Genomic DNA, 22,037 nt, shown 5'->3' on the forward strand with positions numbered 1-22,037 from the left:
ATTTCTCTCCGGTTAGTCCTCGGTCAGCTCACCGCGCAGGTTCTGCTGCATCAGCTGACGCATTTCATCGCTGGTCAAATCCTGGCTGAGCAGATAGTGCAGTTTGGTCAACGTCGCTTCTACGGTCAGGTCGGCCCCGCTAATGACACCGGCGTGCGCCAGAGCGTTACCGGTGGCATAGCCGTCCATATTCACTTTGCCGGACATGCACTGCGTGAGGTTGACCACCACAATACCGCGATCGGACGCGGCTTTCAGCTCTTCAAGGAACTCTTTGTTTTGCGGAGCGTTACCCACGCCGTAAGAACGGAGGATCAGCGCTTTTACCGGCTGACGCAGGAAGTTGCGCACCACTTCAGCGGAGATGCCGGGATAAATCGTCACCACACCGATCGGCTGCGGCGTAATCGGGTGAACGATCAGTTCACCGTTACCGGCCGGAGCGGGAGGGGTATTCAGGCGGCGAATGTGAATACCGGCTTCCAGCAGGGGGGCAAGGTTAGGTGAGGCAAAGGCGCTGAAACCGTCAGCGTGGGCTTTGGTGGTGCGGTTGCCACGATACAGCGTGTTGTTGAAGAACAGCGCCACTTCGTTAATCGGGTAGTTAGCGGCAACGAACAGCGAGTTGAGCAGATTCTGCTGCCCGTCAGAACGCAGTTCCGCCAGCGGAATTTGTGACCCGGTCACAATCACCGGCTTGGCCAGATTCTCCAGCATAAACGACAGCGCAGAAGCGGTGAATGCCATGGTGTCGGTGCCGTGCAGGATGACGAAGCCATCGTAGCGATCGTAGTTCTTCTGAATGTCGTCAGCAATCGATTGCCAGTCTTCCGGTGTCATATCCGACGAGTCAATCAGCGGCTGATACTCGTGGATGGTGAAGTCGGGCATCTCAGCACGATGGAACTCGGGCATGTTCGCCAGTTGGGTTTGCAGGTGACCTGAGACGGGAATGTAGCCGTGCTCAGAACGCTGCATGCCGATGGTTCCGCCGGTATAGGCAACATAAATCGATTTTTTTTGCATGGGTAAACTCAGACTTGCCGAAAACGCGCAGTATAAGGGGAAAGCCGGGGAAAAGCAGCCCGACCGGTGACGGTCGGGCTGATTAGTGAACTACTTCACATCACCACAGTTCAGGCAGAACGCGTAGCGATTTTGCGGATCGTTAAGATCGCCCATCAGACCCGGCTGTTTTTTCATAGCGGAAACCACGTCAAGCAGCGGGGCCGGTAGCAGCGCTTTCAGCGACGCTGGCAGCGAGGCGCGAACGTCCATCTGACTGAACAATGTATTCAGCAGCCCCGGCTCTTCCTGATACCAGTCCAGCTGTGGCTGCTTCACTTTTGCCAGTTCGGCGGCTTTAGCCACGGCATCGTCAAAATCACCCAGCGCATCGACCAGACCGTTGGCTTTGGCATCGCTGCCGGTCCAGACGTGGCCCTGGGCGATTTGGTCAACCTGATCAGGCGTCTTGTTACGTGATTTCGCCACCAGTCCGATGAAGTTTTTGTAGCCGTACTCAATGCTCAACTGCATCATTTCCTGCACTTCAGGCGGCAGCGCTTTGGTCAGCGTGACATCGGCGAGCGGTGAGGTGGCAACCCCGTCGGTGTGAACGCCAATGCTGTCCAGCGAATTTTCCACCGTGTTGATCACACCAAAGATGCCGATAGAGCCGGTCAGCGTGTTCGGGCTGGCGATAATATAGTTGGCCGGTGTGGATACCCAGTAGCCGCCGGACGCGGCCATGCCGCCCATGGAAACCACTACCGGTTTACCCGCTGCTTTGGCCGCTGCCAGCTCTTCACGGATGGTTTCAGACGCGGTAACGCTGCCGCCCGGGCTGTTCACGCGGAACACAATGGCTTTGATGTTGTCATCCAGACGTGCCTGGCGAATTTCATTGGCGGTGGTGTCGCCGCCCACGCTACCCGGCGTTTCTTCACCGTCCATTATCGCCCCGTTGGCAACGATAACCGCAATATTCCCTTTGCTGTTGTTTTGTGTGGTTTCGGTATTGTTCAGCGGATAGTCATAAATGCTGATCCCTACGTAGTCCTTCGCCTCTTTATCCCAGCCGAAGGTTTTCACCAGCTGCTGATCCACTGCTGACGGTGACGCCAGTTCATCGACCAGTTTGCTCTCTTTGGCATACTGCGCGGTATCGCCGCCGACTTTTTGCAGAGCGTCCAGCACGCCGCGAGCGCCAGGGAAGACCTGATCGGCGGTAATCTGGCGGTTAGCGGCCAGCGTGTTGAGGTAGTTTTGCCACAGTTCGCCTACCCAGCAGCTGTCGGCGTCGCGAGCGGCCGGTGACATATCATCACGCAGGAAAGGCTCGACCGCCGATTTATAGGTGCCGACGCGGAAAACATGGGAATTCACCTTCAGCTTATCCAGCAGGGTTTTATAGTACAGGCTGTTGGTCGCGAAGCCATGCAGGTCAACCGTTCCCTGCGGGGAAAGGTAGATTTTGTTGGCGAAACTGGCAAGGTAATACTGCGACTGGCTATAGCTGTCACCCGTTGCAAACACCGGCTTGCCGCTGTCGCGGAACTCACGCAGGGCCTTACCAATATACTGTAGCGAAGGCTGATCGCCGCCGGCAAAACTGCGCAAATCCAGCACAATACCGGTAATACGGCTGTCATCTTTTGCCTGACGGATGGCATCCACGACGTCAAAGAGTGAATTTTCTTTCAGGCGATCGCTGCTGGCACCGATTAACTGACGGCCCAGTTTGCTGAATTTGTTGCTGACGGAAGGTTTATCCACCACTACGCCGCTGAGATCGACAATCAGCGCACCTTTCTTCACTTCTGCAGGGGTAGAGCTGCTGTTCATCTGGAACCAGATCCCGGCACCAACCAGGATCAGCAGGATCAGAAACAGATTGAGGATAAATTCGCGGACAAAGTTCAGTCCCCGCCACGTCCACTTAAAAATACCAGCGATAGCTCGCCACAACATGCGCATAGACTCTCCGTAATCGCAACAAATGCCCGTCAGGGTACAGGGTTAAAGTTAACGCGCCCCTTAACGGACAGTAATGTTCAACATCCTAAATAGCAGGGGCTGAATTGTCAGCAGGAAAAAGGACAATGCTGTAACAAAACATCATCCTGTGCTAGTTTCAGTCCACTTTACGCCCCCATCAGGAGGAAATTATGGACGCTCTGGACTTACTGGTTAATCGACGCTCGGCCTCGCGCCTGGCCGATCCCGCTCCGGCGGGCGATGCACTGGACAATATTCTGCGTGCCGGTATGCGCGCGCCCGATCACGGTACGCTTCAGCCGTGGCGCTTTATTATCGTCGAAAATGAGGGGCGCGATCGCCTCAGTGCGCTGCTGGAAAAAGTGTCACGTGAAGCCAGCCTGGATGATAAAGCGATTGAGAAAGCGAAACAGGCCCCGTATCGCGCCCCGCTGATTATCACCGTCGTTGCCCGTTGCGAGGATCATCCCAAAGTACCGCGCTGGGAACAGGTTGTTTCGGCGGGCTGTGCGGTGATGGCTATGCAGATGGCTGCCGCTGCTCAGGGCTTCAACGGTATCTGGCGAAGCGGTGCGTGGACCGAAGATGAATCTGTCCGCCAGGCCTTCGGCTGCCGTCCTCAGGATGCCATCGTCGGCTTCCTCTATCTGGGCACCCCGCAGCTGAAAGCGGCGACCACCGTATTACCGGTCGACAGCGCGCCGTTTGTCAGCTATTTCTGATTGAATCAGGTCCTTTTTACCGTCAGGGTTGTGAGCGGCCCTGCAATTCGCCGGGATAATAAGCGAATGGTCCGCGATTAAGGTCGGCAGGCTTACACCCGTCTGCCCGATCCGCTACCATAATATCTGGTGAAGCTAAAAGGGACCTTCTTCATGAATCAGAATATGATCCGCCTGACGCAGTACAGCCATGGTGCAGGCTGCGGCTGCAAAATCTCCCCCCAGGTTTTAGATACCATTCTGCACAGCGACCATCCGCTCCGACGCGATCCTAATCTGCTGGTTGGCAATGAAACCCGGGATGATGCGGCCGTGTACGATCTGGGTAACGGTACGGCGGTGGTCAGCACCACCGATTTCTTTATGCCGATCGTTGATGACCCCTATGATTTCGGACGTATTGCCGCTACTAACGCAATCAGCGATATCTGGGCGATGGGCGGAAAACCGATTATGGCGATTGCCATTCTGGGCTGGCCGGTGAACGTTTTATCACCGGATGTTGCGCGGCGGGTGATTGAAGGCGGGCGCAGCGTCTGCGAACAGGCCGGGATTAGCCTGGCCGGTGGGCACTCGATTGATGCCCCGGAGCCGATCTTCGGCCTTGCCGTCACCGGCGTGGTCGAGACGCACCAGGTTAAAAAGAACAGCGAGGCGCAGGCGGGCTGCCGCCTGTGGCTCAGTAAGCCGCTCGGTATTGGCGTACTGACCACCGCCGAAAAGAAATCGCTACTGCGCCCTGAACATCAGGGACTGGCGACGGAGGTGATGTGTCAGCTTAACCTGCTTGGCGCTGAAGCGGCAGGGATCGCCGGTGTCTGTGCAATGACCGACGTCACCGGTTTTGGCCTGCTTGGCCATCTCAGCGAGATGTGTCAGGGTGCGGACCTGCAGGCCGACGTGCAGTTCAGCGCGATCCCACGGCTGCCCGGCGTTGATGACTACATCGAGCTGGGCTGTGTGCCGGGGGGGACGGCGCGCAATTTTGCCAGCTACGGGCAGCTGATCGGTGAGATGACTGAGACACAGCGCAGCCTGTTGTGCGATCCGCAAACGTCGGGTGGCTTGCTGATAGCGGTATTACCCGAGGCGGAAGCGGCACTGCACGCTGCCGCAGAAAAACATGCGGTTTCACTGACCGCAATTGGTGAACTGAAAAAGGCTCAAACCGGACGAGCCATGATTGAAATTAAACCCTGAGCAGGAATTGAGTCCCGGATGCGTCTGTTTATTGCCGAAAAACCCAGCCTTGCCCGCGCGATTGCGGATGTCCTGCCGAAACCTCACCGCCGTGGCGATGGTTTCATCGCCTGCGGTGACGATCAGGTCGTCACCTGGTGCGTGGGGCACCTGTTAGAGCAGGCGCAGCCCGACAGCTATAACAGCCGCTTTGCCCGCTGGTCGCTGGCTGATTTACCCATTGTGCCGGAAAAGTGGCAGCTGCAGCCGCGCCCGTCGGTGGCGAAGCAGCTTAACGTGATAAAAAAGCTGCTCGGTGAAGCCAGCGAAGTGGTTCACGCCGGAGATCCGGACCGTGAAGGTCAGCTGCTGGTGGATGAAGTACTGGATTATCTGACCCTACCGGCAGAGAAACTTGCCGCCGTGCAGCGCTGCCTGATTAACGATCTTAATCCGCAGGCGGTGGAGCGTTCCATTGGCCGACTGCGGCAGAATCGGGAATTTATTCCGCTGTGCGTCTCGGCGCTGGCGCGTTCGCGCGCTGACTGGCTTTATGGCATTAATATGACCCGCGCCTACACGCTGCTGGGGCGTAATGCGGGCTATGACGGCGTGCTGTCGGTCGGTCGGGTACAAACCCCGGTGCTGGGGCTGGTAGTGCGGCGAGATGAAGAAATTGAAAACTTTGTGGCGAAAGATTTCTTTGAAGTGAAAGCGCACATCGTCACCCCGCAGGATGAGCGTTTCGTTGCCCTGTGGCAGCCCAGCGAATCCTGCGAACCGTATCAGGATGAAGAAGGGCGTCTGCTGCATCGCCCACTGGCCGATCACGTGGTTGCGCGCATCGGCGGTCAGCCAGCGCTGGTTACCAGCTATAACGACAAACGTGAAAATGACACCGCGCCGCTGCCGTTTTCACTTTCCAGCCTGCAAATTGAAGCCGGTAAGCGGTTCGGCCTGAGTGCCCAGATGGTGCTGGATACCTGCCAGCGGCTGTATGAAACCCACAAGCTGATCACCTATCCGCGTTCGGACAGCCGCTATCTTCCTGATGAGCATTTCTCAGGCAGGCATGCGGTCCTCAATGCGATTAACAGCCATCAACCGGATCTGACACCGCCCGCCGATTTTAACAGCGATATTCGTAACCGCTGCTGGGATGATAAAAAGGTGGATGCCCACCACGCGATAGTACCGACGGCGCGCAGCAGTCGGGTGTCGCTGAATGAAAACGAGCAGCGTATTTATCGTCTGATTGCCACCCAGTATCTGATGCAGTTCTGTCCTGATGCGGTTTACCGCAAATGTGTGATTGAACTCGATATCGCCGGAGGAAAATTTATTGCGAAAGCGCGTTTCCTGGCGGAGGCCGGCTGGCGCGCGCTGCTGGGCAGCAAAGAGCGCGACGAAGAAAACGACGGTACGCCGCTGCCGGTGGTCGCGAAAGGTGATGAACTGCTGTGCGAACGCGGTGAAGTGGTGGAGAAACAGACCCAGCCGCCGCGCCCCTTTACCGATGCGACACTGCTGTCGGCGATGACCGGAATCGCGCGTTTTGTGCAGGATAAAGATCTCAAGAAGGTGCTGCGCGCCACCGACGGTCTGGGCACCGAGGCGACAAGGGCGGGTATTATCGAACTGCTGTTCAAGCGCACCTTCCTGTTCAAGAAAGGGCGCTATATTCACTCCAGCCCGGCGGGAAGGGCGCTGATTCACTCATTACCTGAAATGGCCGCCCGCCCGGATATGACCGCGCACTGGGAATCCACGCTAACGAAAATCAGCGAGAAGCAGTGCCGCTATCAGGACTTTATGCAGCCGCTGGTGGATACGCTGTACTCGCTGATCCATCAGGCTCGCCAGCAGCCTGCGGCACATGCCTTCCGCGGGCTGCCCGCACCTTCGTCAGGTCAGGCGAAGAAGCCGCGTCGTAAAGCGGCCTCGTCAAAGGCGGTAAGCGGAAAGGCAGGGCGGTCGGGCAATGTGGACTCTGGCCAGGACCAAGTCTGACCTTTCGGCATTCCATTGGGGGATATTCGCGATAAACTTCCGCAATCAGGCAATCAGGCAATCAGGCAATCAGGCAATCAGAAACATCGTGCCGTAAAGCTTAGCGATCCAAAAAAGCCTGAAGTAGCGGAACATCGGCAGGGGCCAGCGCAAAGCTGAACGCCTCTGCCGGTTTAACCCAGTTCAGTGCCTGATGGCAGAGAGCCGTCGGTTCTCCGCTGAAGTCGGTCACCAGCCAGGCATGGAGATTGATTTTGCGTTCCCCAACAACCCGGCTTTCGCTGGCGATGTAATCACCAATGACGGCATCGATCGCCAGTTCTTCCATCAGCTCACGTTTTAGCGCCTGCGGCTGGCTTTCACCGGCGTCAACTTTGCCGCCGGGAAACTCCCACAATCCGGACTGGTCGCCCTGCGGGCCACGCTGGGCCAGCAGGAGCATACCGTCTCGCACAATCATTGCGGCTACGACTTCCAGCTCGTTAGTGTTGGACATCAGAAGGCGAACTGCGCCCAAATCGGCGCGTGGTCGGACGGTTTTTCCATACCGCGAATATCGTAATCAATACCGGTTGCCGTGCAGCGTTCAGCCAGCGTTTGGCTGGCCAGCAGCAGGTCAATGCGCAGACCGCGATTGTCATCGAAGCCTTTAGAACGGTAGTCGAACCAGGAGAAACGGTCGTTAACTTCGCTATTTTGCGCGCGCCAGGTGTCTACCAGACCCCAGTTCATCAAACGATCCATCCATTCGCGTTCTTCCGGCAGGAACGAACATTTCCCGGTGCGCAGCCAGCGCTTGCGGTTGTCTTCACCAATGCCGATATCCAGATCGCTACTGCTGATGTTCATATCGCCCATGATCAGCACCGGATTTGCCGGGCTTTGATTCTGTTCCAGATAGTTTTGCAGATCGCGGTAGAATTTTTCCTTCGCCGGGAACTTGATTGGATGGTCGCGGCTTTCCCCCTGCGGGAAGTAGCCGTTAATGACCGTAAGCAGGCCTGCTGGCGTTTCGATGTCGGCCATAATAATACGGCGCTGAGCGTCTTCGTCATCGCCGGGGAAACCACGGCGCACGGCAACCGGTGGCGCTTTGCAGAGCAGGGCAACGCCGTAGTGGCCCTTCTGGCCGTGATAGAACACGTTGTAGCCGAGCTTTGCGACCTCTTCCAGCGGAAACATATCATCGTGAACCTTGGTTTCCTGCAGGCCGATAACGTCCGGTTGATGTTGTTCAACAATGGCGGCGAGCTGGTGAGGGCGAGCACGTAGCCCGTTGATATTAAAGGAGACAAATTTCATAGCGTGGGCCATTTCGTGGCGAAAAGATGGCAGAATGGTAGCAGAAGTCTGGCAGAAATGTCATCTGTTGCCGAAATGAAACGTGCGGCAAAATCGACTCAATGGAGTATTTGAAATTCAGCTTATGAAGTTAAAAAAGATAGATTGAGAGATGATGCTCGAAATGGTGGTGGGGGAAGGATTCGAACCTTCGAAGTCGATGACGGCAGATTTACAGTCTGCTCCCTTTGGCCGCTCGGGAACCCCACCAGGGGAAGCGTGTTAACAATTCACAGTACAACAAAAACAAAACGAATTTCATTTTCTCATCACTTCTGCAGTTGCAGAATAAGTGAAGACTTATTTCAACCCAAAAGCGTGGTTGAAATGGTGGTGGGGGAAGGATTCGAACCTTCGAAGTCGATGACGGCAGATTTACAGTCTGCTCCCTTTGGCCGCTCGGGAACCCCACCACTGGCCTTGCTACTGTGCTTGTTAAGCGGGGCGCATCATATCAAATGAACTGACGCTGTAAAGCCCCGTTATTCATAAAATAGCGCGTTCGCCGATTTTTTGCCCGAACTGCTGTTTTGTAAGGCAAAACAGCAGTATCGGCATCACAAAATAATCGTGCGGTTGCCGTAGACAAATACGCGCTGTGCCAGCACCTGATACAGCGCACGGCTCAAGGCATTTTTCTCTACGTCACGGCCCGCGCGCATCATATCTTCGGCGGTGTAGGTGTGGTCCACGTGGATCACGTCCTGCATGATGATTGGGCCTTCATCCAGGTTATCGTTAACGTAGTGCGCGGTTGCGCCGATGATTTTCACGCCGCGCTCATAGGCCTGGTGATAAGGACGGGCACCAATAAAGGCCGGCAGGAAAGAGTGGTGAATATTGATAATCTGGTTCGGATAACGCTGAACAAATGCCGGGGTCAGCACACGCATATATTTCGCCAGCACCACATAGTCCGGCTGATAGCGATCGATAACCGCCGCCATATTATTGTCGTGCTCTTCACGCGTCAGTCCTTCGTGGCTGACCAGCGCGAACGGCACATCAAAGCGTTCAACCAGCGTACGCAGCGTTTCGTGGTTGCCGATAACGGCAGCGATTTCGACATCCAGCCCGCCGTAGGCGCTTTTCATCAGCAGATCGCCGAGGCAGTGGGCTTCTTTGGTCACCAGAATAACAATGCGGCGGCGACCGGCTGGCTGCAACTCGCGCACCGATCCGCTAGGAAGTGCGCTGTCGAGATCGGCCAGCAGGGTGGTGTCGTTAAAGATGCCTTCCAGTTCGGTACGCATAAAGAAGCGCCCGGTGCGGTGATCGACGAACTCATTGTTCTGGACGATATTCAGTTCGTGTTTGTAACAGATGTTGGTAATTTTCGCGATCAGCCCTTTAGCATCCGGGCAGATGGTGCGTAAAACTTTTCGTTGCAGTGTTTGCGCTTGCATTACGATGGTAATCCTGTCGATACAAAAGGGAAATCAGGGTCAGTTCTGACCGCAGCATTTCTTGTATTTTTTGCCAGAGCCACAGGGGCACTGATCGTTGCGCCCGATTGGCGGGAAGGTTCCGTCGATATAGTACCAGCGTTGCTCCTCACGAAGAAAGCGCGAACGTTCATGAATAAAGCTTTCGCGCTGATTTTCCGTAAAGCGCGCAAAAAACGTGACATATCCCTGAGCGGAATCTGCCATGATTTCACTGCTAATGACGTTAAGTCCAAGCCATTGTGTGGCGATGTAGCTCTCTTCGATACTCTCTGCAAAACGCTCCGCATGACAGGAAGGATGCCAGCTATCGATCAAATAGCGGGTATTACGTTTGACGTAGGCACAGTAGCGGGAACGCATTAATACTTCTGGTGTTGCAGGGAGTGACGCACCTTTTAGATACGATTCGCAACATAAGCTATACTGCATTCCGCTACCGCAAGGACAAGGTTCAGACACGTTGGCTCCAGCTCGCTCAAGACGGTTAATTCAGAATTTGTGCGCTGATGGTAACCGACCAGAGTCAGCGATGCCATTTTGATCGTTCTGAACCCTTCGTTGAGTCTCTTTATTGCCAGGGTGTAGCAGTAAAACGGATGCAGGTATTCTTGCCAGAGGTGGAATGAGAAAAATTAAAATCGGGCTGGCGCTGGGCTCAGGAGCGGCGAAGGGCTGGTCGCATATCGGTGTGATTAACGCCCTCGAACGGGCTGGTATTCGTGTTGATGTTGTCGCGGGCTGTTCCGTTGGCGCGCTGGTAGGCGCTGCCTACGCCAGCCGAAGGCTGCCCTTAATGGAATCCTGGGTACGCTCGTTCAGCTACTGGCAGGTAATTCGCCTGATGGATCTTTCGTGGCAGCGCGGGGGGCTTCTGCGTGGGGAACGTGTGTTTAGCCACGTTAAGAGATTAATTGCAAAAGATAATATTGAACAGTGCAGTCTGCCGTTTGGCGCAGTGACCACGAATCTAAGCACCGGGCGAGAACTCTGGCTGACGGAAGGCGATCTCCATCAGGCTGTCAGAGCCTCGTGCAGTATGCCCGGCCTGTTGTCGCCGGTTGCCTGGAACGGGTACTGGCTGGTTGATGGTGCAGTGGTTAACCCGGTGCCGATTTCCTTAACGCGTGCCCTGGGGGCCGATATTGTGATTGCTGTCGATCTGCAGCACGATGCGCACCTTATGCAGCAGGATCTGTTTTCCGTCACGCCGCAACCCGAAGGTGAAGAGGTTATCCAGCCACATAGCTGGGGCGGGCGGTTGCGTCAGGGGCTGGGGCGGTTAGTGCAGCGAAAAGTGAATCACTCCCCGAGCGCGATGGAAATTATGTCAACCTCGATACAGGTGTTAGAGAATCGCCTGAAGCGCAACCGAATGGCGGGCGACCCGCCGGATGTACTACTACAGCCGTTCTGCCCTCAAATATCCACGTTGGATTTTCATCGCGCCGATGAAGCTATTGAGGCTGGAAGATTGTCGGTAGAAAAGAAAATGGATGAATTACTGCCACTTGTCCGCGACAGACAATAGCGTAATCGATTTATCGTGCGGAGAGAGCCATTTCAGAGAGGCAAATCTGCGATTTATAGACCACTATTGAGGTATCTGTTTTGCTGGGGAGAACAATGGAAAAACCGTTAAGTGGAAAACGCATTCTCATCGTTGAGGACGAAGTTGTTTTCCGCTCCCTGCTTGATAACTTCCTCAGCTCACTCGGCGCGCAAATAAGCCTGGCAGATGACGGCGTTCAGGCTCTGGAACATCTGCAACGCAGCACGCCTGATATGATGATTTGTGACCTTGCCATGCCGCATATGGATGGCCTGACGCTGGTTGGCCAACTGCGTAGTAAAGGCCAGACGCTGCCAATTCTGGTTATTTCCGCCACGGAGAACATGTCAGATATTGCCAAAGTACTGCGGCTGGGCGTGCAGGATGTGTTGCTGAAGCCGATTAAAGATCTGGCCCGGCTGCGCGAAGTGGTTTTTGAGTGCCTCTATCCCTCAATGTTTTCCTCGAAAGTTGAAGAAGATGAACAGCTGTTCCAGGACTGGGATGCGCTGGTTCGTGACCCTTCTGCCGCAGCTAAACTCCTGCAGCAGCTGCAGCCGCCGGTCCAGCAAACCATTGCCCACTGCCGCATAAACTATCGGCAGCTGACGATGGCCGAACAGCCGGGTCTGGTTCTTGATGTGGCGGCACTATCGGAGAAAGATCTGGCATTTTATTGTCTGGATGTGACCCGTGCCGGAGATAATGGTGTGCTGGCCGCACTGTTATTACGTGCATTATTTAATGGTCTGCTTCAGGAGCAATTGTCCGGTCAGTCTCAGCGCTTGCCGGAGTTAAGCGGATTGCTTACTCAGGTTAATCAATTATTACGACAGGTTAATCTGGAAGGACAATTTCCTTTACTGGTTGGTTATTATAACCGCGACCTGAAAAATCTGATTCTGGTCTCCGCCGGACTGAATGCCGCGCTCAGTATCCACAGCCAGCAAATTCAACTCAGTAACGGTGTACCGCTCGGTACGCTGGGCAGTACGCATCTTAATCAAATCAGCCAGCGTTGTGATGCCTGGCAGTGCCAGGTGTGGGGCGCTGGTGGCCGGCTGAGATTAATGCTGAGTACGGATTAACCAGTCACGCTCCTTTCTATTCGCCCGGCAAGACAGAGGCATCGATAAGCTTTACACTTGGGTAATAGTCTTAATTTTTGCATAAATGAATTTACCAGGATAAATCCGCGCGGGTCTAACTGGTATACTCACTCTGTTTTTAAACTCGACATATCAAGTAATAACTTGAACGGCCTAAATGAGAGGTACTTTGATGTCTGCCCATAATTCTAAAGTCAAGAAAGCGGTAATCCCGGTTGCGGGTTTGGGAACACGTATGTTGCCAGCAACCAAAGCGATCCCTAAAGAGATGCTGCCGCTGGTTGATAAGCCGTTAATTCAGTATGTCGTTAACGAGTGTATCGCAGCAGGAATTAATGAAATTGTGCTGGTTACGCACTCCTCAAAAAATTCTATCGAAAACCACTTTGACACCAGTTTTGAACTGGAAGCCATGCTGGAAAAACGCGTTAAGCGCCAGCTGCTGGAAGAAATTCAGTCAATTTGTCCACCGCACGTGACCATTATGCAGGTTCGTCAGGGTCTGGCAAAAGGTCTGGGACATGCGGTGATGTGCGCATGGCCAGTGGTGGGCAACGAGCCGGTTGCGGTGATCCTGCCGGACGTGATTCTGGACGAGTACGAATCCGATCTGTCTAAGGATAACCTGGCCGATATGATCCGCCGCTTCGATGAAACCGGGCACAGCCAGATTATGGTTGAGCCGGTTGCTGACGTGACCGCCTACGGTGTTGTTGACTGCAAAGGTGCGGAACTGAAAGCCGGTGAGAGCGCGCCGATGGTAGGCGTGGTCGAGAAGCCGAAAGCCGATCAGGCGCCGTCTAATCTGGCGGTAGTGGGTCGTTACGTGCTGTCTGCGGACATCTGGCCGCTGCTGGCGAAAACCCCTCCGGGTGCCGGTGATGAGATCCAGCTGACCGACTCTATCGCTATGCTGATGGAAAAAGAAACCGTTGAAGCCTATCACCTGAAAGGCGTCAGCCATGACTGCGGTAACAAACTGGGTTACATGCAGGCCTTCGTTGAGTACGGTGTTCGCCACAACACGCTGGGCAGTGATTTCAAAGCGTGGCTGGAAAGCACCGTAGGCAGTAAAAAATAATTTCATTTTAACCGGGACAACACAATGAAAGTCACCGTATTTGGTATCGGTTACGTCGGACTGGTGCAGGCTGCTGTTCTGGCAGAAGTTGGACATGACGTTCTCTGCATCGATGTTGACGCAAACAAGGTCGAGAATCTTAAGAAAGGTCAGATTCCAATTTTTGAGCCAGGGCTGACTCCGCTGGTGATGCAGAACTATGAGGCCGGTCGCCTGAAGTTCTCCACGAACGCCGAGGAAGGGGTGAATCACGGTGTGATGCAGTTTATCGCCGTGGGAACGCCGCCGGATGAAGACGGTTCTGCCGACCTGAAGTATGTCACTGCCGTGGCGCGGACTATCGCCCAGCACATGACTTCACACAAAGTGGTGCTGGATAAATCCACCGTACCGGTAGGCACCGCCGACCGCGTGCGTCAGGTAATGGAAGAAACGCTGAAAGGACGCGGTGTTGAACTGACCTTTGATGTCGTGTCTAACCCGGAATTCCTGAAAGAGGGTGCGGCAGTCAACGACTGTATGCGTCCTGAGCGTATTGTTATTGGTACCGACAACGATGAAGTTGTTGAGCTGCTGCGTGAGCTCTATGAGCCATTCAACCGCAACCATGACCGTATGATCCTGATGGATATTCGTAGTGCTGAGCTGACCAAGTATGCGGCAAACTGCATGCTGGCAACCAAAATCAGCTTTATGAATGAAATTTCCAACCTGGCCGAGCGTCTGGGCGCAGACGTTGAGAAAGTGCGTCAGGGGATTGGTTCAGATTCACGTATCGGTTACTCCTTTATCTATCCTGGCTGCGGCTACGGTGGTTCCTGCTTCCCGAAAGATGTTCAGGCGCTGATCCGTACTGCCGAGCAGATTGGCTACACGCCGCGTCTGCTGCAGGCGGTAGAAGACGTGAACGATTCGCAGAAGAACAAGCTGCCGACCTTTATTAAGCGTCACTTCGGTGAAAATCTTGAGGGCAAAACCTTCGCTCTGTGGGGCCTGTCGTTTAAGCCTAACACCGATGACATGCGTGAAGCGTCAAGCCGCGTGCTGATGGAGGCACTGTGGCAGGCAGGGGCGACCGTACAGGCGTTCGACCCGGAAGCGATGGATGAAGCACAGCGCATCTACGGTCACCGCAGCGATCTGAAGCTGATGGGAACCAAAGAAGCAGCGTTGCAGGGTGCTGATGGCCTGGTCATCTGCACCGAGTGGCAGAACTTCCGCGCACCTGATTTTGATGTGATTAAAGATGCCCTGAAAGAAGCCGTGATTTTTGATGGTCGTAACCTGTATGATCCAGAAAGAATCAGCAAACGCGGTTTTGTCTATTATGCAATCGGCCGCGGAGCATCTCTAAACATTGCATAATTGAAGAGGCAAGTATGAAATATCTGGTTACCGGCGCAGCAGGATTTATTGGCTTTCATGTCACTCAACGCCTGCTTGATGCCGGTCACCAGGTTATCGGTATCGATAACCTGAATGATTATTACGATGTTAATCTGAAAAAAGCCCGCCTCGAACTGGTTAACAACCATCCCGAATTTACCTTTATAAAAATTGATCTTGCCGACAGGGAAGGTATTGCCAGTCTGTTTCGTGAGCAGCGTTTCCAGCGCGTAATTCACCTTGCCGCCCAGGCCGGCGTGCGTTATTCACTGGAAAATCCCCTGGCGTACGCAGACGCGAATCTTATCGGCCATTTAAATATTCTTGAAGGCTGTCGCCATAACCAGGTTGAGCATTTACTGTATGCCTCCTCCAGCTCGGTATATGGCCTGAATCGTAAACTGCCATTCTCTACGGATGATTCCGTTGACCATCCGGTATCGCTGTATGCGGCAACCAAAAAAGCCAATGAGCTGATGTCCCATACCTATTCTCATCTGTACGGTATTCCTACCACCGGACTGCGTTTCTTTACCGTCTATGGCCCCTGGGGACGTCCGGATATGGCGTTGTTTAAGTTCACTCGCGCTATTCTCGCGGGTGAAAGTATCGACGTTTATAATAATGGCGAAATGCGTCGGGACTTTACCTACATCGACGATATTGCTGAATCTATCCTGCGCCTGCAGGACATTATTCCCCAGCGTGATGAAAACTGGACGGTTGAAGCAGGAAACCCGGCCAGCAGTTCAGCACCTTATCGGGTCTACAATATTGGCAACAGCCAGCCTGTGATGTTAATGGACTATATAAAAGCGCTGGAGAATGCGCTCGGGCAGACGGCAACGAAGAACATGCTGCCGATGCAGCCAGGTGATGTGCTGGATACCAGTGCGGATACCAGTGCGCTGTACAAGGCAATTGGCTATAAGCCTCAGACTGCAGTGGCGGAGGGCGTTGCGCGCTTTGTTACGTGGTACAGAGACTTTTATCAGGTTTGATGATGAATAAAAAAAGGAAGCTTACGCTTCCTTTTTTACTGATGCCTGGTGATAAAAAATAAAACTAAATAAACGCACACAGTGTGTGGTATTAGAGGCGGACTCTAAGAGTAATTACAGCAGGAAATCGTCCAGCTGCTTACCTTGTTCTTCGATTGCTTTCTTGATTACTGCCGGAGTGCGGCCCTGGCCGGTCCAGGTTTTCGTTTCGCCGTTTTCTTCAACATACTGATATTTAGCCGGACGCGCCGCACGCTTAGATTTACCGGGTGCTTTGGCCGCAGCAAGGCTGGACAGTAATTCGTTCGGGTCAATACCGTCAGCGATCAGCATATCGCGATATTGCTGCAGTTTGCGAGTACGTTCTTCAACTTCGGCCTGAGCCTGATTTTCTTCGTCGCGGCGTTCATTAACCACAACTTCCAGTTTCTCCAGCATTTCTTCCAGAGTTTCCAGGCTGCATTCTCTTGCCTGCGCACGCAGCGTACGGATGTTGTTCAGAATTTTAAGTGCTTCGCTCATTGTCCACTTCTCTAATTTATATTGATAGGAATACTTCTTGCCCGATAATAATAGTGGTGACGATAGCTAACTGCAATAGCTAATTGTCCGAGGAATAGAAAACAACTAATAGACACATATTACACAGTTTAAAGCCGGGTGATTATCGATTATGGCAAAAATAACATCGATATCGGCTATCAAACCAACAGGCGGGTGTTACAGTTAAACCCCTAATAATAATTAGCTTATCACCATCAAAACGCAAAGATTATGCTACACTTCGCGCATCATTTATGACCTGCGGAGTAAGGGCCGATGGCTCAACTTTATTTCTATTATTCGGCGATGAACGCCGGTAAATCCACGGCTTTGTTGCAGTCTTCTTATAATTATCAAGAGCGCGGAATGCGTACGATGGTGTATACCGCTGAATTTGATAATCGTTTCGGTACGGGGCGGATTGGCTCACGAATTGGCCTTTCTTCACCAGCCAGACTTTATAGTAACGAGACTTCACTATTTAGTGAAATTAAGGCTGAGAGTCTTCTTGAACCCGTTCATTGCGTCCTGCTGGATGAAAGCCAGTTTCTCACCCGTGCCCAGGTCAAAGAGCTGGCCGACGTTGTCGACCTGCTGGATATCCCCGTGCTTTGCTACGGGCTGCGTACAGATTTTCGGGGTGAATTGTTCAGCGGCAGCCAGTACCTGCTGGCATGGGCTGATAAGCTGGTGGAATTAAAGACCGTCTGTCACTGCGGCAGAAAAGCCGGGATGGTCCTGCGTCTTAATGAACAAGGCAAGCCGTTCAAAGAGGGGGCACAGGTGCAGGTAGGAGGAAATGAAAGTTATGTTTCTGTCTGCCGCAAGCACTACTATGAAGCGCTGGAAAGCGGTTCCTCTCGTGCTATTTTTGGTAATCAGCATGGCACAGAAGGATAAACCCGATTAATTTTCCGGCTTGAGAAGATTCCTGGGCGAGGTTAAGTCAGGTTAACCGTTTTGTTTAGAATACTTTTTATGACGGCTAAAAAAATGCCGGTTACGTTGAGTAACCGGCATTGTTTCTTACCGTAGTGCTATATCCACTAGTGTGCTGTTACTTTTTTGCGCGTTTTTCAACCTTTTTGATTTCAGTTTCCTGCGCGGCTTCAGTGGCTACATTTTCAGACTCAGTAAATGCACGACCGTAGAATGTATCCATCATAATCTGCTTCAACTCAGCAATTAACGGATAGCGCGGGTTAGCGCCGGTACACTGGTCATCAAAGGCATCTTCGGCCAGTTTATCCACTTTCGCCAGAAAATCGGCTTCCTGAACGCCAGCTTCACGAATTGACTTCGGAATGCCCAGGGCGGCTTTCATCTCCTCCAGCCAGGCCAGCAGTTTCTCAATTTTCTGCGCGGTACGGTCGCCCGCTGCGCTGAGACCCAGATGGTCGGCAATCTCCGCGTAGCGGCGGCGTGCCTGCGGACGGTCGTACTGGCTGAAGGCCGTCTGTTTGGTTGGGTTATCGTTGGCGTTATAGCGAATCACATTACAAATCAGCAGCGCATTGGCCAGACCGTGTGGAATGTGGAACTCCGAGCCCAGCTTGTGGGCCATTGAGTGACAGACCCCAAGGAAAGCGTTGGCGAAGGCGATACCGGCAATGGTGGCGGCGTTGTGAACGCGCTCACGCGCTACCGGGTTTTTGGCCCCGTCACGATAGCTGGCCGGCAGGTTTTCCTGCAGCAGTTTCAGTGCCTGCAGCGCCTGACCGTCGGAGAATTCGTTCGCCATGACGGAAACATACGCTTCCAGTGAGTGGGTCACGGCATCCAGTCCACCGAAGGCACAAAGTGATTTCGGCATATCCATCACCAGGTTAGCATCAACAATCGCCATATCCGGGGTGAGGGCGTAGTCCGCCAGTGGATATTTCTGGCCGGTGGCATCGTCGGTTACGACGGCGAACGGCGTAACTTCTGAACCGGTACCCGATGTGGTGGTGATCGCCACCATTTTGGCTTTGACGCCCATTTTCGGGAACTTGTAGATGCGTTTACGGATATCCATAAAGCGCAGCGCCAGCTCTTCGAAGTGGGTTTCCGGATGTTCGTACATCACCCACATAATCTTCGCCGCATCCATCGGTGAACCGCCGCCCAGCGCGATAATCACGTCAGGTTTGAAGGAGTTCATCTTCTCAGCACCTTTACGCACGATGCTCAGCGTTGGGTCGGCTTCAACTTCGAAGAACACATCGGTTTCCACGCCGTGTGACTTCAGCACGCGGATAATCTGGTCAGCATAGCCGTTGTTGAACAGGAAGCGGTCGGTCACGATAAACGCGCGTTTGTAGCCGTCGGTGGCCACTTCTTCAAGGGCAATGGGCAGCGAACCGCGGCGGAAGTAGATAGACTTAGGAAGTTTATGCCACAACATATTTTCAGCTCGCTTGGCCACGGTTTTCTTGTTAATCAGATGTTTAGGTCCGACGTTTTCAGAAATGGAGTTACCACCCCATGAACCACAGCCCAGCGTCAGTGACGGTGCCAGTTTGAAGTTATACAGGTCACCGATACCACCCTGTGAAGCCGGCGTGTTAATCAGAATACGCGCGGTTTTCATTTTGTCGCCAAAGTAATTGACGCGTTCAGACTGGTTGTCCTGGTCGGTGTACAGACAGGAGGTGTGGCCGATACCGCCCATGGCGACCAGCTTCTCGGCTTTATCAACCGCGTCGGCAAAGTCTTTGGCCCGGTACATGGCCAGCGTAGGGGACAGTTTTTCGTGGGCAAACGGTTCGGACTCGTCAACCAGTTTGACTTCACCAATCAGAATTTTGGTGCTCGCCGGAACGGTTAAGCCAGCCATTTCGGCAATTTTTACCGCTGGCTGACCAACGATAGCCGCGTTAAGCGCACCGTTTTTCAGGATCATATCCTGCACGGCCTTCAGTTCTTTACCCTGCAACAGGTAGCCGCCGTGGCTGGCGAACCGCTCGCGAACTGCATCATAAACGCTGTCAACGACAATCACCGACTGTTCAGATGCGCAGATCACGCCGTTATCGAAGGTTTTTGACATTAAAATTGATGCAACCGCACGTTTAATATCTGCCGTTTCATCAACCACGACCGGTGTATTACCGGCACCCACGCCGATTGCGGGTTTACCAGAGCTGTAGGCCGCTTTCACCATGCCCGGACCACCGGTAGCCAGAATCAGGTTGATATCCGGGTGATGCATCAGCTGGTTTGACAGGTCGACGGAAGGTGCGTCGATCCAGCCAATAATGTCTTTTGGCGCACCGGCGGCAATGGCGGCTTGCAGAACGATATCGGCGGCTTTGTTGGTGGCGTCTTTGGCGCGTGGATGCGGGGAGAAGATAATACCGTTGCGGGTTTTCAGACTAATCAGCGCTTTGAAAATCGCAGTAGAAGTTGGGTTAGTGGTTGGAACGATACCGCAGATAATGCCGATAGGTTCAGCAATGGTGATGGTGCCGAAGGTGTCGTCGGTAGCCAGAACGCCGCAGGTTTTTTCATCTTTGTAGGCGTTATAGATATATTCGGAAGCGAAGTGGTTTTTAATCACCTTATCTTCAACAATGCCCATACCGGATTCCGCGACGGCCATTTTAGCCAGTGGAATTCGGGCATCGGCAGCGGCCAGAGCGGCAGCGCGGAAGATTTTGTCTACTTGTTCTTGAGTGAAATTGGCGTATTCACGCTGTGCCTTTTTAACACGTTCAACCAGTGCGTTAAGTTCAGCAACATTAGTAACGGCCATAAATGCTCTCCTGAGGAAGTTAAACTCTATTAGTAAACAAGTCAGAACTTGCAAGTATAGTCATCGACGCTGCTGCTGCCGGACGCGGGCTTGCGATAATGCGAAAAACGTTCTAATGGTTTACTGACAGAGTCTCAATGCATCTTAAAACAGACTGTCACTTTCGGTGCGTTATCAGCTCCTTCTGATGACATTGAGCATAACGGGAGTCGCTAAGGAAAATGATGATTTAGATCATCTTTTCTGCAAGCTGACACCTTTCAGCTTGTGTGGAATTGTGCTTTTACTCAACTTATGCGCATTAAGTTATGACAAGATTTAACAATGAAATAATGCTCTAAACATTCCGGTAACAGCGAGTTTATTTACCCGATTTTAACGAGAATTTCGGGTGATTATCACGAGAGGCAGGATGGTCAGTGCGGATGAATTCTATTACATTAGCGCCATCATGACGCCCACAGGAGAGCAGGGTGAATTCAGCACTATTAGATCTGTCAGGTTACATCAAATTCTTTGTCGGCCTGTTTGCGCTGGTCAATCCCATCGGCATCATCCCGGTGTTTATCAGCATGACCAGTTATCAGGTTGCCGCGGCAAGGAATAAAACCAATCTTACTGCCAACGTCTCCGTAGCGATTATTCTGTGGACCGCGCTGTTTTTAGGCGACGGTATACTGCATATTTTCGGCATTTCTATTGATTCATTCCGCATCGCGGGGGGCATCCTGGTCGTCACCATCGCCATGTCGATGATCAGCGGTAAGCTGGGGGAAGATAAGCAGAACAAGCAGGAAAAATCCGAAACGGCCAACCGGGAAAGCATCGGCGTAGTTCCGCTGGCGCTGCCGCTGATGGCAGGGCCTGGTGCGATCAGCTCTACTATCGTCTGGAGCACCCGCTATCACAGTTGGCAGAATCTGCTGGGCTTCTCGCTGGCGATTGCGCTGTTCGCCTTCTGCTGTTGGCTGTTATTCCGCGCTGCACCGATCATGGTTCGTGTACTGGGCCAGACCGGCATTAACGTGGTCACACGTATCATGGGCCTGTTATTGATGGCGCTGGGCATTGAGTTTGTGGTTACCGGTATCCGGTCACTGTTCCCGGGTTTAACCAGCTGAATCGTCTGAAATGATTTCATCCTGAAATAAAAACATTAAGGCGCACATTGTGCGCTTTTTTTACGTGTGAGATAAAACGGATGCACTAATTTGGTGCGTTTTCGTTCTTTTGTGCCCCATTTTACGGCATTTATTCATTTAGCTTACATCAATGTGAAAATTATTAATGTAATTACTGCAAACGATTTTTTATCGATGTATTGCGATTACAGGTGTGATTTTTATTACATTTGTATCTGCCTTAAATTTTTATCATATCCAGTTGTATGTACTGCTTAGTTGGTCACTGATAGCAGTATTTGTTGCTGAAGTGATGGTTTTTTGCGACATAAAATTGATTTTTACAGGCATTGCGCAGTTTATCGCCCGTTCGCGTCTGTTTTTATTATTTGTTTATATTAATCAGTAAGTTATTCATTATTTATTGATGTGTAATAACTCATTACCCCTGCGATTTATCATGATAAAGTAGAAATGGTTAACATTTTTGCTATTTAGCTTTAGCGCAAACTTACCCCTTCTGATAATTTTTCAGGTGACACGTTAAAAACTGGCACCGGATGTGCAGTGTATTACGCCGTAACTTTGAGGGATGGCAGCAGGGTTTAACTGAACAGCAGCAGATTGCCAATGTGATGTTCTGATCGTCAGCCCGATTGACTGAGCGGTAACGCAGGAGTGCTTCGCAAAGCGGTAGCAGAAAGAAGTACCGATTTATCAACAAACCAATAGGCGTCGTTCCGCCATTTGGCAAGGTTTCCCGAATACAGGGCTATCGCCGCGGGCCGAAGATCCGCAGGTAATATTAAAA

The 22,037-nt window shown here is 52.7% G+C and carries 18 protein-coding genes and 2 tRNA genes; 10 read left to right on the plus strand and 10 right to left on the minus strand.

The features are described from left to right. Window positions 1-12: 12 nt before the first annotated feature. A complete protein-coding gene (ansA, locus tag JOE09_RS00510) occupies window positions 13-1,026 on the minus strand; it encodes an asparaginase (RefSeq protein ID WP_105595241.1) in 1,014 nt (337 codons plus the stop codon). A 90-nt stretch (window positions 1,027-1,116) separates the two neighbouring features. Next, on the minus strand, window positions 1,117-2,979 hold the full coding sequence (sppA, locus tag JOE09_RS00515; protein ID WP_205064398.1) for a signal peptide peptidase SppA: 1,863 nt from the start codon (window positions 2,977-2,979) through the stop codon (window positions 1,117-1,119). 191 nt (window positions 2,980-3,170) lie between these two features. Here sppA and JOE09_RS00520 point away from each other — a divergent pair, with 191 nt between their 5' ends. The 3 genes from JOE09_RS00520 (at window position 3,171) to JOE09_RS00530 (ending at window position 6,911) form a co-directional block, all read left to right on the plus strand. Further along, complete coding sequence (locus tag JOE09_RS00520; RefSeq protein ID WP_105595239.1) at window positions 3,171-3,722, plus strand: NAD(P)H nitroreductase; 552 nt, start codon at window positions 3,171-3,173, stop codon at window positions 3,720-3,722. 153 nt (window positions 3,723-3,875) lie between these two features. Further along, on the plus strand, window positions 3,876-4,922 hold the full coding sequence (selD, locus tag JOE09_RS00525) for a selenide, water dikinase SelD (RefSeq protein ID WP_205064399.1): 1,047 nt from the start codon (window positions 3,876-3,878) through the stop codon (window positions 4,920-4,922). Window positions 4,923-4,940: 18 nt separating this feature from the next. Continuing rightward, window positions 4,941-6,911, plus strand: a complete 1,971-nt coding sequence (locus tag JOE09_RS00530) for a DNA topoisomerase III (protein WP_205064400.1) — start codon at window positions 4,941-4,943, stop codon at window positions 6,909-6,911. 100 nt (window positions 6,912-7,011) lie between these two features. Here the strand turns inward: JOE09_RS00530 and JOE09_RS00535 are convergent, their stop codons facing one another. The 6 genes from JOE09_RS00535 to JOE09_RS00560 all read right to left on the minus strand — a co-directional run bounded on the left by JOE09_RS00535 (window position 7,012) and on the right by JOE09_RS00560 (window position 10,159). Further along, window positions 7,012-7,407 carry a pyrimidine (deoxy)nucleoside triphosphate diphosphatase gene (locus JOE09_RS00535; RefSeq protein ID WP_205064401.1) on the minus strand — a complete coding sequence of 132 codons (396 nt, stop codon included), beginning with the start codon at window positions 7,405-7,407 and terminating at the stop codon, window positions 7,012-7,014. Continuing rightward, the gene (gene xthA / locus JOE09_RS00540; RefSeq protein ID WP_205064402.1) at window positions 7,407-8,213 is read right to left on the minus strand and encodes an exodeoxyribonuclease III; all 807 of its coding nucleotides are present in this window, start codon (window positions 8,211-8,213) and stop codon (window positions 7,407-7,409) included. Before xthA ends, JOE09_RS00535 begins: the two co-directional genes overlap by 1 nt. 164 nt (window positions 8,214-8,377) lie before the next feature. Continuing rightward, window positions 8,378-8,462, minus strand: a tRNA-Tyr gene (locus JOE09_RS00545). Window positions 8,463-8,580: 118 nt separating this feature from the next. Then, window positions 8,581-8,665 (minus strand) — tRNA-Tyr (locus JOE09_RS00550). Between the two features lie 144 nt (window positions 8,666-8,809). After that, window positions 8,810-9,658, minus strand: coding sequence for a formyltetrahydrofolate deformylase (purU, locus tag JOE09_RS00555; RefSeq protein ID WP_205064403.1), 849 nt, complete (start codon window positions 9,656-9,658; stop codon window positions 8,810-8,812). A 39-nt stretch (window positions 9,659-9,697) separates the two neighbouring features. Continuing rightward, window positions 9,698-10,159: a YchJ family protein gene (locus tag JOE09_RS00560; RefSeq protein ID WP_200543811.1), complete on the minus strand. Its 462-nt coding sequence runs from the start codon at window positions 10,157-10,159 to the stop codon at window positions 9,698-9,700. 163 nt (window positions 10,160-10,322) lie between these two features. Between JOE09_RS00560 and rssA the strand changes: the two genes are divergently transcribed. From rssA to JOE09_RS00585, 5 genes are all read left to right on the plus strand, one after another. Continuing rightward, window positions 10,323-11,228 (plus strand): patatin-like phospholipase RssA, encoded by a 906-nt coding sequence (gene rssA, locus JOE09_RS00565; RefSeq protein ID WP_205064404.1) that lies wholly within the window; start codon window positions 10,323-10,325, stop codon window positions 11,226-11,228. A gap of 95 nt (window positions 11,229-11,323) precedes the next feature. Continuing rightward, the gene (gene rssB, locus JOE09_RS00570; protein ID WP_205064405.1) at window positions 11,324-12,337 is read left to right on the plus strand and encodes a two-component system response regulator RssB; all 1,014 of its coding nucleotides are present in this window, start codon (window positions 11,324-11,326) and stop codon (window positions 12,335-12,337) included. 193 nt (window positions 12,338-12,530) lie between these two features. Further along, the gene (gene galU, locus JOE09_RS00575) at window positions 12,531-13,439 is read left to right on the plus strand and encodes a UTP--glucose-1-phosphate uridylyltransferase GalU (protein ID WP_105595230.1); all 909 of its coding nucleotides are present in this window, start codon (window positions 12,531-12,533) and stop codon (window positions 13,437-13,439) included. Between the two features lie 24 nt (window positions 13,440-13,463). After that, a complete protein-coding gene (locus JOE09_RS00580) occupies window positions 13,464-14,804 on the plus strand; it encodes a UDP-glucose dehydrogenase family protein (protein WP_205064406.1) in 1,341 nt (446 codons plus the stop codon). A 14-nt stretch (window positions 14,805-14,818) separates the two neighbouring features. Beyond that, window positions 14,819-15,826, plus strand: a complete 1,008-nt coding sequence (locus tag JOE09_RS00585) for an NAD-dependent epimerase (RefSeq protein ID WP_205064407.1) — start codon at window positions 14,819-14,821, stop codon at window positions 15,824-15,826. Window positions 15,827-15,940: 114 nt separating this feature from the next. Here JOE09_RS00585 and hns read toward each other — a convergent pair whose 3' ends face one another. Further along, window positions 15,941-16,348, minus strand: coding sequence for a histone-like nucleoid-structuring protein H-NS (gene hns, locus JOE09_RS00590; protein WP_105595227.1), 408 nt, complete (start codon window positions 16,346-16,348; stop codon window positions 15,941-15,943). Window positions 16,349-16,645: 297 nt separating this feature from the next. On the opposite strand from hns, the gene JOE09_RS00595 reads away from it, so the two are divergent. Next, window positions 16,646-17,269: a thymidine kinase gene (locus JOE09_RS00595; RefSeq protein ID WP_205064408.1), complete on the plus strand. Its 624-nt coding sequence runs from the start codon at window positions 16,646-16,648 to the stop codon at window positions 17,267-17,269. A 157-nt stretch (window positions 17,270-17,426) separates the two neighbouring features. On the opposite strand, the gene adhE is transcribed toward JOE09_RS00595, so the two are convergent. Beyond that, window positions 17,427-20,105 (minus strand): bifunctional acetaldehyde-CoA/alcohol dehydrogenase, encoded by a 2,679-nt coding sequence (gene adhE, locus JOE09_RS00600; RefSeq protein ID WP_205064409.1) that lies wholly within the window; start codon window positions 20,103-20,105, stop codon window positions 17,427-17,429. A gap of 473 nt (window positions 20,106-20,578) precedes the next feature. Between adhE and JOE09_RS00605 the strand changes: the two genes are divergently transcribed. Beyond that, window positions 20,579-21,226 (plus strand): YchE family NAAT transporter, encoded by a 648-nt coding sequence (locus JOE09_RS00605; protein ID WP_105595224.1) that lies wholly within the window; start codon window positions 20,579-20,581, stop codon window positions 21,224-21,226. Window positions 21,227-22,037 lie beyond the last annotated feature (811 nt).

The organism is Pantoea coffeiphila (assembly GCF_016909495.1).
GTDB classification, from domain to species: Bacteria; Pseudomonadota; Gammaproteobacteria; order Enterobacterales; family Enterobacteriaceae; genus Erwinia; species Erwinia coffeiphila.

Coding starts and splice junctions, on each gene's coding strand:
- selD (WP_205064399.1), top strand. CDS start 3,876: ATGAATCAGAATATGATCCGCCTGACGCAGTACAGCCATGGTGCAGGC.
- galU (WP_105595230.1), top strand. CDS start 12,531: ATGTCTGCCCATAATTCTAAAGTCAAGAAAGCGGTAATCCCGGTTGCG.
- JOE09_RS00530 (WP_205064400.1), top strand. CDS start 4,941: ATGCGTCTGTTTATTGCCGAAAAACCCAGCCTTGCCCGCGCGATTGCG.
- JOE09_RS00520 (WP_105595239.1), top strand. CDS start 3,171: ATGGACGCTCTGGACTTACTGGTTAATCGACGCTCGGCCTCGCGCCTG.
- xthA (WP_205064402.1), bottom strand. CDS start 8,213: ATGAAATTTGTCTCCTTTAATATCAACGGGCTACGTGCTCGCCCTCAC.
- ansA (WP_105595241.1), bottom strand. CDS start 1,026: ATGCAAAAAAAATCGATTTATGTTGCCTATACCGGCGGAACCATCGGC.
- JOE09_RS00585 (WP_205064407.1), top strand. CDS start 14,819: ATGAAATATCTGGTTACCGGCGCAGCAGGATTTATTGGCTTTCATGTC.
- purU (WP_205064403.1), bottom strand. CDS start 9,658: ATGCAAGCGCAAACACTGCAACGAAAAGTTTTACGCACCATCTGCCCG.
- rssB (WP_205064405.1), top strand. CDS start 11,324: ATGGAAAAACCGTTAAGTGGAAAACGCATTCTCATCGTTGAGGACGAA.
- JOE09_RS00535 (WP_205064401.1), bottom strand. CDS start 7,407: ATGTCCAACACTAACGAGCTGGAAGTCGTAGCCGCAATGATTGTGCGA.
- JOE09_RS00580 (WP_205064406.1), top strand. CDS start 13,464: ATGAAAGTCACCGTATTTGGTATCGGTTACGTCGGACTGGTGCAGGCT.
- rssA (WP_205064404.1), top strand. CDS start 10,323: ATGAGAAAAATTAAAATCGGGCTGGCGCTGGGCTCAGGAGCGGCGAAG.
- sppA (WP_205064398.1), bottom strand. CDS start 2,979: ATGCGCATGTTGTGGCGAGCTATCGCTGGTATTTTTAAGTGGACGTGG.
- hns (WP_105595227.1), bottom strand. CDS start 16,348: ATGAGCGAAGCACTTAAAATTCTGAACAACATCCGTACGCTGCGTGCG.
- adhE (WP_205064409.1), bottom strand. CDS start 20,105: ATGGCCGTTACTAATGTTGCTGAACTTAACGCACTGGTTGAACGTGTT.
- JOE09_RS00595 (WP_205064408.1), top strand. CDS start 16,646: ATGGCTCAACTTTATTTCTATTATTCGGCGATGAACGCCGGTAAATCC.